13 protein-coding genes, 1 tRNA gene and 1 pseudogene are annotated in these 14619 nt (G+C 71.9%); 2 read left to right on the forward strand and 13 right to left on the reverse strand.

Features of this window, described 5'->3' with window-relative positions; translation table 11 throughout:
• Genes ehuD through ACFXC1_RS32255 form a run of 5 tightly spaced genes read right to left on the reverse strand, consistent with a single transcriptional unit; the run spans position 1 to position 4654 of the window.
• Positions 1–651: an ectoine/hydroxyectoine ABC transporter permease subunit EhuD gene (gene ehuD / locus ACFXC1_RS32235; protein ID WP_381249256.1), complete on the reverse strand. Its 651-nt coding sequence runs from the start codon at positions 649–651 to the stop codon at positions 1–3.
• On the reverse strand, positions 648–1355 hold the full coding sequence (gene ehuC / locus ACFXC1_RS32240) for an ectoine/hydroxyectoine ABC transporter permease subunit EhuC (RefSeq protein ID WP_381249259.1): 708 nt from the start codon (positions 1353–1355) through the stop codon (positions 648–650). Before ehuC ends, ehuD begins: the two co-directional genes overlap by 4 nt.
• Complete coding sequence (ehuB, locus tag ACFXC1_RS32245; RefSeq protein WP_381249263.1) at positions 1352–2257, reverse strand: ectoine/hydroxyectoine ABC transporter substrate-binding protein EhuB; 906 nt, start codon at positions 2255–2257, stop codon at positions 1352–1354. Before ehuB ends, ehuC begins: the two co-directional genes overlap by 4 nt.
• 29 nt (positions 2258–2286) lie before the next feature.
• Entirely contained in the window at positions 2287–3669 is a 1383-nt protein-coding gene (locus ACFXC1_RS32250; RefSeq protein WP_381249266.1) for an amidase, read from the reverse strand.
• A gap of 22 nt (positions 3670–3691) precedes the next feature.
• Positions 3692–4654: a D-2-hydroxyacid dehydrogenase gene (locus tag ACFXC1_RS32255; RefSeq protein ID WP_381249268.1), complete on the reverse strand. Its 963-nt coding sequence runs from the start codon at positions 4652–4654 to the stop codon at positions 3692–3694.
• Between the two features lie 220 nt (positions 4655–4874).
• On the opposite strand from ACFXC1_RS32255, the gene ACFXC1_RS32260 reads away from it, so the two are divergent.
• Positions 4875–5975: an LLM class flavin-dependent oxidoreductase gene (locus ACFXC1_RS32260; RefSeq protein ID WP_381249271.1), complete on the forward strand. Its 1101-nt coding sequence runs from the start codon at positions 4875–4877 to the stop codon at positions 5973–5975.
• On the opposite strand, the gene ACFXC1_RS32265 is transcribed toward ACFXC1_RS32260, so the two are convergent.
• Positions 5963–7792, reverse strand: a complete 1830-nt coding sequence (locus ACFXC1_RS32265) for a putative bifunctional diguanylate cyclase/phosphodiesterase (protein WP_381249274.1) — start codon at positions 7790–7792, stop codon at positions 5963–5965. The genes ACFXC1_RS32260 and ACFXC1_RS32265 overlap by 13 nt on opposite strands.
• Before the next feature lie 374 nt (positions 7793–8166).
• Here ACFXC1_RS32265 and ACFXC1_RS32270 point away from each other — a divergent pair, with 374 nt between their 5' ends.
• Positions 8167–9483, forward strand: a complete 1317-nt coding sequence (locus ACFXC1_RS32270) for a M6 family metalloprotease domain-containing protein (RefSeq protein WP_381249594.1) — start codon at positions 8167–8169, stop codon at positions 9481–9483.
• A 51-nt stretch (positions 9484–9534) separates the two neighbouring features.
• On the opposite strand, the gene ACFXC1_RS32275 is transcribed toward ACFXC1_RS32270, so the two are convergent.
• From ACFXC1_RS32275 to ACFXC1_RS32305, 7 genes and pseudogenes are all read right to left on the reverse strand, one after another.
• Positions 9535–9608: transfer RNA gene (locus ACFXC1_RS32275), tRNA-Lys, on the reverse strand.
• Positions 9599–10213 (reverse strand): bifunctional DNA primase/polymerase, encoded by a 615-nt coding sequence (locus ACFXC1_RS32280; RefSeq protein WP_381249276.1) that lies wholly within the window; start codon positions 10211–10213, stop codon positions 9599–9601. The genes ACFXC1_RS32275 and ACFXC1_RS32280 overlap by 10 nt, the downstream gene beginning before the upstream one ends.
• A gap of 159 nt (positions 10214–10372) precedes the next feature.
• Positions 10373–10744: a hypothetical protein gene (locus ACFXC1_RS32285; protein WP_093627061.1), complete on the reverse strand. Its 372-nt coding sequence runs from the start codon at positions 10742–10744 to the stop codon at positions 10373–10375.
• 182 nt (positions 10745–10926) lie between these two features.
• Positions 10927–11094, reverse strand: coding sequence for a hypothetical protein (locus tag ACFXC1_RS32290; RefSeq protein WP_381249607.1), 168 nt, complete (start codon positions 11092–11094; stop codon positions 10927–10929).
• Positions 11091–12431, reverse strand: coding sequence for an AAA domain-containing protein (locus ACFXC1_RS32295; protein ID WP_381249279.1), 1341 nt, complete (start codon positions 12429–12431; stop codon positions 11091–11093). The genes ACFXC1_RS32290 and ACFXC1_RS32295 overlap by 4 nt, the downstream gene beginning before the upstream one ends.
• Complete coding sequence (locus ACFXC1_RS32300) at positions 12428–14026, reverse strand: hypothetical protein (RefSeq protein ID WP_381249282.1); 1599 nt, start codon at positions 14024–14026, stop codon at positions 12428–12430. Before ACFXC1_RS32300 ends, ACFXC1_RS32295 begins: the two co-directional genes overlap by 4 nt.
• Positions 14017–14520, reverse strand: a pseudogene (locus ACFXC1_RS32305) (hypothetical protein); the annotation flags it as partial. The pseudogene ACFXC1_RS32305 and the gene ACFXC1_RS32300, both read right to left, overlap by 10 nt.
• Between the last annotated feature and the right edge of the window lie 99 nt (positions 14521–14619).

The following is a 14619-nucleotide window of genomic DNA, read 5'->3' on the forward strand; positions in this document are numbered from 1 at the left end:
TCAGCGGACAAGGCGTCGCTCCAGGGCTCGGATCAGCAGGGAGGCGGGATAGGAGATGAGGATGAAGGCCACGCCGATCACGGTGATGGGCTCGGTGAACCGGAAGTTCTGCTGGGAGAAGAGCCGGGCCTGCCCCAGCAGTTCCAGCACGGTGATCGCCATCAGGATCGGGGTGTCCTTGAGCATGGCGATCACGTAGTTGCCCAGCGCCGGGACCACCCGGCGGATCGCCTGCGGCAGGATCACGGCCGTCCAGGTCCGGCGCACCGGCAGGTTCAGCGCGGTCGCCGCCTCCCACTGGCCGACGGGCACCGCCTCGATGCCCGCGCGGTAGACCTGCATCGTGTACGTCGAGTAGTGCAGCCCGATCGCGAGGACACCGGTGGTCAGCGCGGCGAAGGTCAGCCCCCACTCCGGCAGTACGTAGAAGAGGAAGAACAGCTGCACCAGCAGCGGGGTGTCGCGCACGAACTCGGTGACGATCCCAACGGGCCAGCGTATCCAGCGAGTTGGAGCCCTCATCAGCAGCGCCCACACCAGCCCCAGCCCGAACGAGATCAGCGAGCCGAGGAGCAGCGCCTGCAGGGAGACCGCCAGGCCGTCCCAGAAGTACGGCATGAAGTCGCGTACGGCGTTCCAGTCCCAGTTCACGCGACGCCACCTCCGACGCCCAGGTTCCGGCCGGGCTTGGACTCGCTGCTCACGGGCCCCTTGCCGATCCCGGCCTTCAGCCGCTTTTCCAGGCCGCGCATCAGCCGGGTGAGGGTGAAGGCGATCGCGAAGTAGATCAGCAGGACGTACGTGTAGATCTCCGCGCTCTGCTGGAGCGCGAGCCGCACCAGGTTGGCGCTGAAGGTGAGGTCGCCCATGCCCATGACGGACACCAGGGCGGTGCCCTTGAGCAGTTCGATCAGCAGGTTGCAGAAGGGCGGGATCATCTCCGGCACCGCCTGCGGCAGCAGGATCAGCCGCGTCCGCTGCCAGGGCGTGAAGCTCAGCGCGACCCCGCCCTCCTGCTGCGCAGGGTCGACCGCGCTCAGCGCGCCGCGCACGATCTCCGAGCCGTACGCCCCGTAGGTCAGCCCGAGTGCGAGGGTGCCCGCCCACAGCGGGACGAGTTGCCAGCCGAAGGCGACCGGCAGCACGAAGAACACCCAGAAGATCATGACGAGGGCGGAGGTGCCGCGGAACACCTCGGTGTAGAGACCGGCCAGGAAGCGGACGATCCACAGCCGGTGGGTGCGGGCGATGCCGACGACGAACGACACGGCGGTCGCCAACAGCGCGCTGAGGACGAGGAGTTGGACGGTGGTCCAGATCCCCTCGACGACGAGTTCCCAGAGTCCTGAGGTCATGAGCCGCAGAGCTCCTTCGCGGTGAGGTCCGTCATCTCGGCCTCGGTGAACCCGAAGGGCCGCAGGATGCGGAACAACTCCCCGCTCTTCTTGAGCTGTTGCAGCTCCACGTTGAAGGCGTCGCGCAGCTTCGTCTCGGTCGGCCGGAACGCGAACGCGCCCCCGTCGATCCGCGGTTTCCCGTCGACGAGTGGTGCGAAGGGCCGGGTCGACTCGGCCTTCGCCGACTTCCGCACGACCGCGCGGGTGGTGAGCGCCGTACCGGCGAAGACGTCGACTCGCCCTGCCTCTACGGCGTTCAGCCCGGCGACCTGGTCCGGGACGATCAGGATGTCGCCCTGCTGGTACCCGGCGTCGACGGCGTGCTGGATCTGCGCGTACCCCGTGCCGGTGGCGAGCTTCGCCTTCTTCGCGACGACGTCCTTGTAGTCGTACAGCCCCTTCGGATTGCCCTTGCGGACGACGAACGCGTCGAGCACCTGATAGTCCGGGTCGGCGAAGATGACCTGCTCACAGCGTTCCGGGGTCACATACATCCCGGCGGCCACGACGTCGAACTGCTGCGAGTTCAGCCCCGGGATGAGCGAGCCGAACTCGGTGGGCACGGGCTGCACCCTGCCGACGCCGAGCCGCTTGAAGATTGCTTTCGCCAACTGCGGTGCCTCACCGGTCAGCCGGCCGTCCTTGTCGATGTACCCGAACGGGATCTCACCCGCTATCCCCAGCCGTACGACGCCCTGCGCCTTCAGCCGGTCGAGCAGATCGCCGCCGCCGGTGGCCGACGCGGTGGCCACCCGGCTGCAGCCGGCCGCGCCCAGCGCACCGGCCGCCGCCACCCCGGCGAGCAGTGCCCGACGGGTGTGACCGGATGCGTGTCTGTCTTTCCCATGTGGTGGAGCCATGGGCGCGCAGCTACCCGATCGCAAACGGGTTATGCGCCCCGGATTCCGAACAGCGCGTGCGCCGCCCGCAGCACCAGATCGTCCCGGTGCCGGGCCGCCACGAGCTGCATCCCGATCGGCAGCCCGTCCCCGTCCTCCCCCACGGGGACGGTTGCGGCGGGCTGCTGGGTCATGTTGAAGGGGTAGGTGAACGGGGTCCAGCCGGTCCAGCGGCGGTGCCCGGAGCCCTTCGGGACCTCGACTCCCGCCTCGAACGCGGTGATCGGCAGGGTGGGCGTGACGAGGAGGTCGTAGCGCTCGTGGAACAGGCCCATGCGGCGGCCGAGTTCCGCGCGGACGTCCACCGCCGCCAGGTGGTTCAGCGCGGAGACGCCCGCTCCTGCGGCACAGATCTCCCGCAGTCCGGGGTCGAGCAACTTCCGTTGCCGCGGGGCGAGTTGCTGGGTAGCGCGGGCCGCCCCGCTGAACCACAGGGTGTGGAAGGCGTCCACCGGGTCCGTGAGGTCGGGGTCGGTCTCCTCGACGTACGCGCCGAGTGCGGCCAGCCGCTCCACGCCCCGCCGTACCGCCGCCGCGACCGCCGGACGGACCGCGACCTGGCCGCCGAGGGACGGGGAGTACGCGATCCGCAGGCCCTGGATGCCGTGCGCGAGCGCCTCCGTGAAGGATCCCGACGGGCGGTTCAGGCACGACCAGTCGCGGGCGTCCGGGACGCCGATCACGTCCAGCAGCAGGGCCGCGTCCGCCGCGTCCCTGGTCATCGGGCCGACGTGCGACAGCGTGCCGAACGCGCTCGCCGGGTACAGCGGCACCCTGCCGTACGTCGGCTTCAGTCCGAAGATCCCGCAGAAGGACGCGGGGATACGGACGCTGCCGCCGCCGTCCGTGCCCAGCGACAACGGGCCCGCGCCGAGGGCAACGGCCGCCGCGCTGCCGCCACTTGAACCGCCGGCCGTCCGCGAAGGGTCGTGCGGGTTGCGGGTGATGCCGGACAGCGGGGAGTCCGTGACGCCCTTCCAGCCGAACTCCGGGGTTGTCGTCTTGCCGAGGAACACCGCGCCGTGCTCGCGGAGCCGGGCAACCGACGGCGCGTCCTCGTCCCAACTGCCCTGCTCCGCAACGGTCCTGGAGCCGCGCAGGGTCGGGGCGCCGCGCTGGAGCAGGATGTCCTTCACGGTGACCGGCAGTCCGTCCACGAGCCCGGCCGGCTCGCCGCGCCGCCAGCGCTCCGCCGACTCGGCCGCCCGTGCCAACGCGCCCTCCGCGTCAAGCCGTACGAACGCGTTCACGACGGGCTGGATCTCCTCGGCCCGCTCCAGGGTCGCGCGGGTCGCCTCCACGGGGCTGAACTCCCCTCTGCGGTAGCCGTCCAGGAGTTCCAGGGCGGTCAGCTCGGTGAGTTCGGTCGTCATCCGGCCCTCCAGAGTGGGGAGTTCAGTGCCCCGGTACGTACCCGCGCTTCTTGTCGACCACGTTCCGCAGCGGCTTGCCCACCGCCCAGCGCTCGTACAACTCCACGAACTGCGCGCCCAGTTCGTCCCGCCAGCCGACCGTGTCGCCGCTCATGTGCGGGGAGACGATCAGCCCCGGTACCTGCCACAACGGGCTCTCGGGGGTGAGGGGTTCGGTCTCGAAGACGTCCAGTGCGGCGCCCGCGATCCAGCGCTTGGTGAGGGCCTCCGCGAGCGCCTCCTCCACCACGAGCTGTCCCCGGCCCACGTTGATGAAACGGGCCGAGGGCTGCATGCAGCCGAACCGGCGGGCGTCGAACATGCCCCGCGTCTCGTCGGTCAGCGGTGCCGCCGAGATCACCCAGTCGGCGCGGGCCATCAGCCGGTCGAGCTCGCCGGGGCCGTGGATACCGGTGCGCGGGGTGCGGCCGACCAGCGCGGTCGTCACGCCAAGTGCCTTGAGAACACGGACGATCGCCCGCCCGATCGGCCCGGAACCCACCACACAGGCCCGGGTCCCGGCCACCCGCTGCGCCTCGCGGTGCCGCCAGGTCCGCTCGCGCTGGAGGTCCAGCGTCCTCGGCAGGTCCTTGGCCATCGCGAGGACCAGGGCGGCGACGTACTCGGCGATCGGCTCGTCGAAGATGCCGCGCGCGTTCGTCACCACCGTGTCGGAGTCGGCGAGTTCGGGGCACATGAGGTGATCCACGCCCGCGCTCGCGGTGTGCACCCAGCGCGGTCGCGGGCCACCGCCCGGCCACGCGGAGCGCACCGCGCGCGAGGTGAAGTCCCACACCAACAGGACGTCGGCGGACGGCAGTTGCTCCGCGAGTGTCGACGCGTCGGCGTGCTGCACGCGCACGCGGCCGGTGAGCTTTCCGAGGCGGGGGAGCGGGTCGGCGTCCAGGACGAGAAGGGTGGGCAGGGCAGCGGGAGTCGCGGTCATCGCACTCGAACCTACCTTCGCCGCCGGACGGGGTCGATGCCCCGGCGGGGGGTACCAGTCTGAAAAAGTGTGTCACTTCTGACCGGAAGTGTCACACTTTTCCGGAGAGTACCCCATGCCCCCCGCGCCCCGAGCGCCCGGACCTCCCGGGAATAAAGCGGAGACTGCCTCCTGTTAGCCGGGGAAGACACCGCACAGCTCACAACAGGAGGCACCCACCGTGGCGACAGACGACGAGATCCGGGGTACGGCGCAGGGCACCGCCCCCGTCCCCCTCTCCGTACTGGACCTGGTGACCGTGGGCGCCGGCCGCACCGCCACGGACGCGCTCCGTACCAGCGTGCGGATCGCGAAGCTCGCCGAGGCCCGCGGCTTCCACCGCTACTGGGTCGCCGAGCACCACTCGATGCCGGGCGTCGCCTCCTCCTCGCCCGCCGTGATCCTGGCCCACCTCGCCGCCCACACGGACCGCATCCGCCTCGGCTCGGGCGGCGTCATGCTCCCGAACCACGCCCCGCTCGTCATCGCGGAACAGTTCGGCACCCTGGAGGCGCTGGCCCCGAACCGCGTCGACCTCGGCCTCGGCCGCGCCCCCGGCACCGACGGCGCCACCGCCGCCGCCCTGCGCCGGACCGAGCGCCTCAACGAAGGCGCCGACGACTTCCCCGAGCAACTCGCCGAACTGACCCGCTTCCTGGACGACGACTTCCCGAGCGGCCACCCCTACGCCCGTATCCACGCGGTCCCCGGCCCGATCCAGTCGACCTCGCCCGGCGGCGTCCAGTCCCCGCACCGCCCCCCGATCTGGCTCCTCGGCTCCTCCGGCTTCAGCGCGCGCCTGGCCGGCATGCTCGGCCTGCCGTTCGCCTTCGCCCACCACTTCTCCGCGCAGAACACGATCCCGGCCCTCGACCTCTACCGCGAGTCGTTCCGGCCGAGCGCGGTGCTCGACGCGCCGTACGCCCTGATCGGTGTCTCCGCCCTCGCCGCCGACGAGGAGAAGGAGGCCCGCCGCCAGGTGCTGGCCGCCGCCCTCAACATGGTCCGGCTGCGCACCGGCCGCCCGGGACTCGTGCCCACCCCGGAAGAGGCCGAGGCGTACGAATTCAGCCCCATGGAGCGGGAGTTCATCACCTCCTGGAACGCCAACGTCATCCACGGCACCGCCGACCAGGTCCGTGACGGCCTCGACGACCTCCAGAAGCGCACGGGCGCCGACGAGTTGATGCTCACGTCCCACGCCCACAACGCCGACCTGCGACTGCGCTCGTACGAACTGATCGCCGACGCGTATGAGTTGACGGCTGGTCAGGACGCCTGATTGCAGGCCTTGGTGCCCAGCAACTCGGAGATACGATCCGGCGTCACCGGGCGGGAGTAGAGCCACCCCTGTCCGGTGTCGCAGCCGATCCGGCGCAGCCGGGACGCCTGTGACGAGGTCTCCACGCACTCGGCGGTCACCGACAGGCCCAGCCGGTGGGCGAGTTGGATCATCGCCTCGACGATGACCTCGTCGGCCGGGTTCGGCGGGACGCCCTCACCCTCGTACTGGAAGCCGCGCACGAAGGAGCCGTCCAGCTTCAGGACGGAGACCGGGAGGCGGCTCAGGTACGCCAGGTTCGAGTACCCGGTGCCGAAGTCGTCGATGGCGATGTGCACACCCATGTCGCTGAGTGCCTGGAGCGCCTGCAACGGGCGGCCCGCCGAGCCCATCACCGCCGACTCGGTCAGCTCCAACTGGAGGAGATGCGGGGCGAGTCCGGTCTCGGCCAGGACCTCCGCGACGTCCGCGACCAGGTCCGAGTCCCACACCTGGCGTACGGCCACATTGACGCTCACGAAGATCGGCGGCTCGTCCGGGTGGTCGAGCTGCCAACGGCGGGCCTGGCGGCAGGCGGTGACCAGCACCCAGCGGCCGAGCTGCACGATCGAGCCGTCCTCCTCGGCCAGTCCGATGAACCGATTCGGCGTCAGCATGCCGAACTGCGGGTGGTTCCAGCGCACCAACGCCTCGACCCCGCGCAGCCGTCCGTTCTCCATACCCACCAACGGCTGGTACTCCAGGGTGAATTCACCCCGCTCGATGGCCGGGCGGAGCGTGGAGGCCAGCGCCTGGCGGGTCATACGGTGCGCGTTGCGCTCCGGATCGAACAGCGTCCAGCGGGACTTGCCGTCCGCCTTCGCCCAGTACAGCGTGGTGTCGGCGGCCTGCATCAGCCCGGTGGCCGTCGTACCGGCCGCCTGCCGCTCGACCACCCCGATCGACGCCGACAGCGACAGCCGCTGCCCGGAGAGGTCGAAGGGCGCCTGCAGCGCCTTGAGCACCGACTCGGCGAGATCGGCCAGTTGGTCGGTGCCGGTCGAGTCCTCGACGAGCAGCGCGAACTCGTCGCCGCCGAGCCGCGCCACCAGCGGGGCGGTGGCCCGGGCAAGGCCCGCCTCGTCCGCGCACCGCGTCAGCCGCTCCGCGACGGCGGCCAGCAGCCGGTCGCCGACGCGGTGGCCGAGGGTGTCGTTGACGGCCTTGAAGCCGTCCAGGTCCAGATAGCACAGGCCGATCCGCCCGGTGCCGCCCTGTTCGTAGGACTCCGCCTCCAGCGCGGCCGAGAGCCGTTCGAAGAAGAGGGTGCGGTTGGGCAGCCGGGTCACCGGGTCGTGCATCTCCAAGTGCCGTAGCCGCGCCTGGAGTTCACGGCGGTCGCTGATGTCGGTGAGTGACAGCAGCACGCCGTGCTCGGCGGCCGGCAGCGGTGCCGCGGTCACCTGCACCCACAGGGAGTGCCCGTCGGGGTGCTTGACCCGGCGGGTGCGGCTCAGCTTGGCCTGCCGGCCGCGCAGCACCTCGCGATAGGCGTGCCAGGTGCGGGCGTCCGATTTCAGGTCCACCAGATCGGCCGCGACCAGCCCCGCAAGGGCCGCACCGCCCTTGCCGAGCAGCGCGCCGAACGTGTCGTTGGCGCTCACCACCAGCCCGTCGCGGTCGACGACGGCCATGGCGAGGGGGGCCGCGGAGAAGGCTGACCCGAGCCGGCCGTCCACGGGAAGACTGACACGAGGCGATGCCTCGCAATTACTCTCTGTCACGGCCGGCCGGATGAGGTCTGCCGCGGGTGCCGGCCCTTCGGACGTTCCGCTCACCGCTCGCTCCCGCAGTGCACTCGATCTTCGGATGGGTCTCGTCGGGATGGCCGACCGGGTGGGAGGCCGCCGTGCCGTGTCCGTGCAGGAAAGTGTGCCGATCATAGAGGTTGGCCCCCGGCCCTTCCAGCCACTCTCCAGTGTCCCGGAACAACGGCCCGTTCCGGCAGATCGATTCCGCCCGCACCTGGACGGGTTCGCCAAAAGGCCGACCACATGTGACGTTCCGTGAGTGTTTCCGGATGTGGGCCCGGGCGTGTCTCAGCCGTCCCAGGCGTCCCCCTCACTCATCTGGTGCAGATAAACGAGGCATACCCCAACAAACCATCACAGGCTGGGTGTCGGTGTCCCGCGAACCGCTCCCGGAGGTCCTCGTGCCGTGTCAGCTCCCCCTCAAGGGGCTCTCCCGTACGGCGCTCAAGGGGCTCGGTCAGTGGCGGAGACGCCCCCGGCTGCGCAGCACCGCGGCCGTGTTCACCACGATGTCCGCGCTCGCCGCGACCTCCATCATGTCCAGCCAGTCGGTCGCCGAGCCCTACTCGTCCACCCCCTGCGCCCTCAAGCGCACCGACGCCCACCACTCCGAGGGCCTGGACACCTGGAACGCCGCCTACCCGCGCCCCGTCCGCCCGCTCGACGCGGTGATGATCTTCCTCTCCTTCCCCGACGCGACCCCGCGCACCACCCCCGCCGAACTGGCCGCCGACCACTTCCCGGCCACCACCCGCTTCTACGAACGCGCTTCCTACGGCAGGTTCACGCTCCGCCCGCACCCGCTGCGGAACTGGATCCGCATGCCGAAGCCGTCGACGTCGTACGCCATACAGCGCGACTGGAACCCGGCGAACCGCGCCGCGTACCTCCGCGACGCGCTCGCCGCCGCCGACCCCGAGGTCGACTTCTCCCGCTACGACGTCGTCTACTTCGTGGCCGATCCGGACGCGCCCGGGGTGGACTCGGACGCGACGAAGGTGGTCAACCTGGACACCCCGCTGCGGGCCGACGGCACGGACATCCGCCGGGTCGTCACCGTGTTCGAGAAGCACCCGCCGGACCGGCTCGTCCTCGCCCACGAGACGGGCCATGTCTTCGACCTTCCCGACCTCTACCACCGTCCGGTGGACGGCAAGGGCGACTGGGACACATATGTCGGCGACTGGGATCTGATGGGCAGTCAGTTCGGCCTGGCCCCCGACCTGTTCGCCTGGCACAAGTGGAAGCTGGGCTGGCTGGATCCGCGCCAGGTCGTGTGCGTACGGGGGTCGGGGCCGACCCGGCTGACCCTGGAACCGCTGGCCGCCGAGCCCCCGACGGCCGGCAACGCGGGATCGCCCGCGTTCGGACTCGGTCTCGGCGTCAAACTGGCCGTGGTGCGGACCGGCACCGACAGTGCGCTCGCCTTCGAGGCCCGCAGCCCCGTCGGCAACGACAGCACGGCCTGCAAACAGGGCATCCTCGTCTATCGGGTGCGCGGCGGCGCGGCCTCCGGAAGCGGCCCGATCGAGGTCGTCGACGCCCACCCCCGCACCGAGGCCTGCTGGGAGACCTCGGTCTACCCACCCCTCGCCGACGCCCCGGTGGCCCTCGGCGAGACCTTCACCGTGCCCGGCGACAACGTACGGGTGGCGGTGGAGGGACGCACGGATTCGGGGGCGTGGACGGTGACCATCACGCCGGGGGACAACCCCTGAGTACCGGGTACGTCAAAGGGCCCCTCGCTCTCGCGAAGGGCCCTTCACAGGTGCGCCGCCAGGGACTCGAACCCCGGACCCGCTGATTAAGAGTCAGCTGCTCTAACCAACTGAGCTAGCGGCGCCTGCTGACGTCGTAGACCTTAGCATCCTGATCGGCGGGAGGAAAAATCGATATGCGCACGGTCGCGCGAGCGGCGCGCACGGCCGCCCAGAGCAGGATTTCCGCGCCGGGGAGCCAGGGCCGGTGGGTGTCGGGAGCGACCAGCCAGCGGGAGTCGAACGGCGCCCGGGCGGCCGCGCCGGCCGGCGCCGGGACGGTCACCGCGTCGCCCTTGCCGTGGCACAGCAGCGGCGGGACCGACCCCGTACGACCGCGCTCCGGGGCGTCCGCGCCCCACTCCTCCCAGCCCAGTAACGAGGGCAGCCGCTGCGCCGTCCCGGGAGTGGCGAACAGGAGCATCCGGCCCCGGTACGTCGCGACCGGCCCGGAGCCGGGACCCTCGTCCCACAAGCGGTCGACCATACGGCGGCCGAAGATCGCCGGAGCGGTCACCACATCGAAGGCGGAGCCGCAGGGCAGGACGACCGGGGCGTCCGGCCGCTCCCGCCACAGGGCGAGGGTGCTGCGCGGATACGTTCCTGCCGAGGCGAGCCAGGCGGCACCGTCCGGTGTCACGTCCGAGATGTCGAAGCGGTCGGCGATGGGGTCGTCCTGAGTGCGGCTCATGGCGAACAGGTCTACCGGCCGTGACCGCGCGCTCTCCGAGGGTTGCCCGAAATCGGGACAGTAGGGGGCGGGAGGGAGTATCTTGCCCGCCGGGCATATGCCAAACGCTGGGCCGAAAGCTGGGCCGCCAGCTATGCCGAAAACCCCGTGTCCCTCGGGTCACACCGGGTCGGCGCCCCCGCTGTCCCGCCCCTCGGTGCCGCGCAGCAGATCCCGCCCGAACTCGACCATCTTCTTCGCGTAGTCCTCGGTCCACCCGGCCCGCTCGGCGATGTCCGCAGGCGTCAGCCGGTCGAACCGGCGCGGATCGGCGAGCTGCGCCGCCGCGATCGCTTGGAACTCCACCGCGCGGTCCGTCGCGGCGCGGAACGCGTGCGTCAGCTCCGTCGCCCGCGCCAGCAGCGCGCGCGGGTCGTCCATCGACTCCAGGTCGAAGAAGTGCTCCGGGTCCTCGGCCGCCTGCGCGGGCTCGAAGAGCAGGGGCGCGGGGCGTAGCCGCGATTCGTTGCGACGCGGCGTGTGCTCCGCCATGTCTTCTCCTCCTCGTAGTCACCGATGACCCGCCTCACGAGCCGGACCACCGTCCATTGTCTCCCGACCGCGCAAGAGGCCCCGGGCATACCACCGGGGCACGCTCCCGGAACCCTCAAGCCTCCCGGCCCCCGCGATGTTCCCCGAGGTGCACCAGCACCGCGTGATTGGCTGCCCAGCCGTCACGGTCTCCACACCACCCGGTGTTCTGCGAGGTGCGCCAGCACCGCGTGATTGGCCTCCCACCCGTCGGGGCTGTATCCGTTGGCCGCCTCCGGCGGCGTGCCGGAGTCCGTCCGGCGGGAGGACGGCTGGGCGACCGCCGGTCCGGCGCCGGAACGCCGGTTCACGGTCTCCACACCACCCGGTGCTCGGCCAGGTGCGCCAGCACCGCGTGATTCGCCTCCCACCCATCAGGAAACTTCACCGTCACCCCCAGCTGCACCGGCTCCGTCGACGGGTGGTCGTCCAGCAGTTCGCTCACTCCGGCCCGGCAGACCACGATGCAGGCGTGCCGGTGGCGGGAGGTGAGGACGCAGAGGCGGCCCGTCTCCAGGTGGAAGGCGGTGGCGTCGGGGCGGCCGGAGAGGGGGTGGAGGACCACCGTGACGTCGAACTCCCGCCCCTGGAGCCGGTTCGCCGTGTCCACCGTCACATCCGTGACGCCCAGTTCCGCCAGCGCCGCGCGGACCGCCGCCGCCTGGTCCCGGTGCGCGGTGCCGACCGCGATCCGGTCGGCGGTCAGGGGCGTGGGGTCGGGCGAGCGCTCCGACGTGGCCGCACCACCCCGGTCCAGCAGCCGCCGTACCACCGTCGCCACCGCGCGCACCGCCTCCGGGTCCGTGCGGGGCGTGTGGCGGGCGGGGAGTTCGAGCAGCCCCCAGCCCGACTCCACCGCCTCGTCGAGCACCCGGTCCGGGCCCGAACCGTCCGACGGGACACCGAAGTTGAGCCGCCGGTCGCCGTGGTCCGTGCCGCTGCGGAAGCGGGTGTACGGGTAGAACGCGTTCGAGACGAGGGGGGCGGCCGAGGCCGGGAGGCGCCAGGACACCGGGAGGCGGTGCTGCGGCAGTTCGGGGTTGTGCGCGAGGAGCGTGGTCACGGCCGAGGCCGAGGGGTCGTACGACAGGCCCGCCCACTGCTCCGCGCCGACGATCGCGAACGGGTCCAACTGCCCCGGGTCGCCCACGAACAGCGCCCGCTCGAACAGTCCGGCCACGGCCAGCAGCGAGTCCGAGCGCATCTGGTACGCCTCGTCGACGATCGCGTGCCGCCACGGCTCGTCGACTTTGACGTGTGCCCACTTGGCCGCCGTGGAGATGACGACCGGGAGCCCGGCGAGCTCACCCGCCTTCGCCGACTTCCGTACGTTGGGCATGTCGTCCAGCGCCTTGTCGTACGGGTCCGCGTCACTGCTGTGCAGCCGGCCCACGGGCAGCTCGGCGTTCTTCTCGGCGAGCCGCACGACGAGGTCGTCGACCTGGGCGTTGGTCTGCGCGACCACCATCAACGGGCGCCCCGCGTCGGCCAGTTCGAGCGCCGCGCGGACGACGAGCGTGGACTTGCCGGCGCCGGGCGGGGAGTCGACGACGACCCCGCGCGCGGTGCCGTGCAGGGTGTCACGGAGGATCGCGCCGGTCGCGCGACCGGCCTCGGCACCGGGGTCGAAAGTCGGGTCCGGGGTCACAGCACGTCCTCCTCGGTCACCGGATCCGCCGACTCCCGTACGGCACTCTCCTCGCCCGGCGGGCCGCCGTGCGTCCACGGAGTCTCCTCCGGGTCGGGCAGTTTCGCGCCGCCGCGCTGCTCGTGCTCGAAGAGCGTGAAGCAGACCCGGTCGCCCTTCTCCGGCACGGAACCGGTCTCCGGCTCCTTGCCCCGGCCCATCTTGTCGACGACCCGGAGGACGACGAGGGCGCCGTCCTCCTCGTGGCCCACGAACTCCGCCGACTGCGGCTTGCCGCCCAGCGACCGGAACACCTTCGCCCGCTCACCGAGATGCGGCCGGTCGTCCGTGCGCACGGTCACCAGCGGGCGCGGGCGGGGGCTCTTGCCCTCGCTGTACGCCATGACGACATCCGTCACCTCGCCCGCGAAGGCCTCCCCGGCGAGCCGCCGCCCGGCCATCACCAGCGGGTCGTCCAGGGCCTCCTGGGCGTCCAGACGGGCCTGTTCGCGCTCACGCGTGGCGAGTTTGTTCGCGGCGGTCACCGCGTCGTCGCGGCGCGGCTGCGGGGGCTCACCGGCGGTGATCCGGTCCCGGTGACCGGTGAACGACCAGCGGTCGCGCGTCCACCGGTCGACGGCGTGGGCGCCCTCCGGCAGCGCCCGCAGCAGGTCGAGCCCGTGCCACACCGCGTCCCAGGTGGGGCGGGTGACGCTCTCGACGAGGGCCCTGATCTCCCGCTCGGCGGCGGTGAGTTCACCGAGCCGGTCGTCGGCCTCCAGGCCGTCCTCGGCGGAGGCGAGGGCGGTACGGGCGCGGTCGTAGCGCTCGATCGCAGGGGCGAGGAGCTTGTTGTCGAACGCCGGGTCGGTGGCCGGGCCCGCCGGCGGGCACACCAACTGGCCCCGCGCGTCCCGCCGCAGCTCCGCGTCGAGCGCGGCCTCGGCACCGGAGACACCGTCCGGCGGGTCGATCCAGGCGAGCAGCGCGCCCAGGTGCTGGTCCTCCAGGCTGGACTGGCCGGTCGCCCAGTGCCGGCCGAGCACCTCGGTGAGCGCGAGCAGCAGCGCGGAGCCGGGCACCCGGGCCCGCTCCCCGAAGTGCGTCAGCCAGCGCCCGAGCAACGGCACGCGCGGGGGCGCGGGATGCGGGGTCTCCGGGTCCTGCTCGGCCGTCCGGCGAAAGCGCATCGAGCGGCCGAGCAGCCGGACCAGCTCGATGCCCGCGCGGCTCGGCACGATCAACTGCGGGGCGTCCGCGCACAGTTCGACCTCGACCTTGACCCGCTTGCCGGTCTCCGGATCGGTCTCGTTGCGCTCGGCGGCCTCCACGTCGTCCGCGAACGTGTCGATGTACGGCAGGACCACGTCCGCGAGTTCGGCCAGGAACGCGAACCTGAGGTCACGGTCGCGCGGCTGCGGTACGACGAGCAGCCGCGGTGCGTCCCGGTCCGTGCCGACGAGGGCGCCGAGGGGCGCGCCGGCCTCACCGGCCGTGGTGAGCGGCACCAGGACCAGGGGGCGCTCGGACAGGTGCCGATGGCGGACGGTGGCGGTGGGCTGGGCGCGGCCGGAACTGACGGCCTCCAGGCGGGCGAGGGTGGTGATCAGTGACATACGGCACCCTCCGGGGCCGGCGCCGACACGCTCGCCAGCGCCTCGGCCCGCAACTCGGCCGCCCTGCGCAGTGCCGCCACCGCCGGGTCGTCCGGGTCGCCGGTCTCGCCGTGGGCCGCCGCCAGGACCTCGTCGATCGTGGTCAGGTCGCCCAACTCGGCGCGCAGGGAACGGCCCAGAGAGGTGACCGCGCCCGACGCGCGCGAGCGGTCGCGGCAGTGGAAGGCCAGCTCGCAGGCGGCCAGGCACTCGGGGGCGTAGGCCGCCGGGACCGACTCGACGGCGGCGGTGAGTTCGGCGGCCGGGCGGTCGGGGGCGAAGCAGGTCCCTTCGGGGAGGGTGTCGGCGATGTCCTCGATGCGGGTGAGCCGGGCCAGTTGACGACTGGTGACCGCGCGCTGCTTGCGGACGTCGACGGCGGAGGCGGTGGGCAGGTTGGAGAAGTCCTTCGGGCAGACGAGCAGCACGCGCGTGCGTACCTGGGGGATTGGACCGCTGCCCTGGGCGCTCCGCCTCCGGGGCGCTTCAGCCGGTGTCGAGGGGGCGACCGTGCTCGACCCTTCTGCGGTCTCGTAGAAAACTCACCGAGCCCA

The sequence above is a fragment of the Streptomyces hokutonensis genome, from assembly GCF_042751305.1.
GTDB classification, from domain to species: domain Bacteria; phylum Actinomycetota; class Actinomycetes; order Streptomycetales; family Streptomycetaceae; genus Streptomyces; species Streptomyces hokutonensis_A.

Bases quoted from the DNA above. Each gene is read 5' to 3' on its own strand.
- ehuC (WP_381249259.1), bottom strand. From the start codon at position 1,355: ATGACCTCAGGACTCTGGGAACTCGTCGTCGAGGGGATCTGGACCACC.
- ehuB (WP_381249263.1), bottom strand. From the start codon at position 2,257: ATGGCTCCACCACATGGGAAAGACAGACACGCATCCGGTCACACCCGT.
- ACFXC1_RS32250 (WP_381249266.1), bottom strand. From the start codon at position 3,669: ATGACGACCGAACTCACCGAGCTGACCGCCCTGGAACTCCTGGACGGC.
- ACFXC1_RS32255 (WP_381249268.1), bottom strand. From the start codon at position 4,654: ATGACCGCGACTCCCGCTGCCCTGCCCACCCTTCTCGTCCTGGACGCC.
- ACFXC1_RS32280 (WP_381249276.1), bottom strand. From the start codon at position 10,213: ATGAGCCGCACTCAGGACGACCCCATCGCCGACCGCTTCGACATCTCG.
- ACFXC1_RS32285 (WP_093627061.1), bottom strand. From the start codon at position 10,744: ATGGCGGAGCACACGCCGCGTCGCAACGAATCGCGGCTACGCCCCGCG.
- ACFXC1_RS32300 (WP_381249282.1), bottom strand. From the start codon at position 14,026: ATGTCACTGATCACCACCCTCGCCCGCCTGGAGGCCGTCAGTTCCGGC.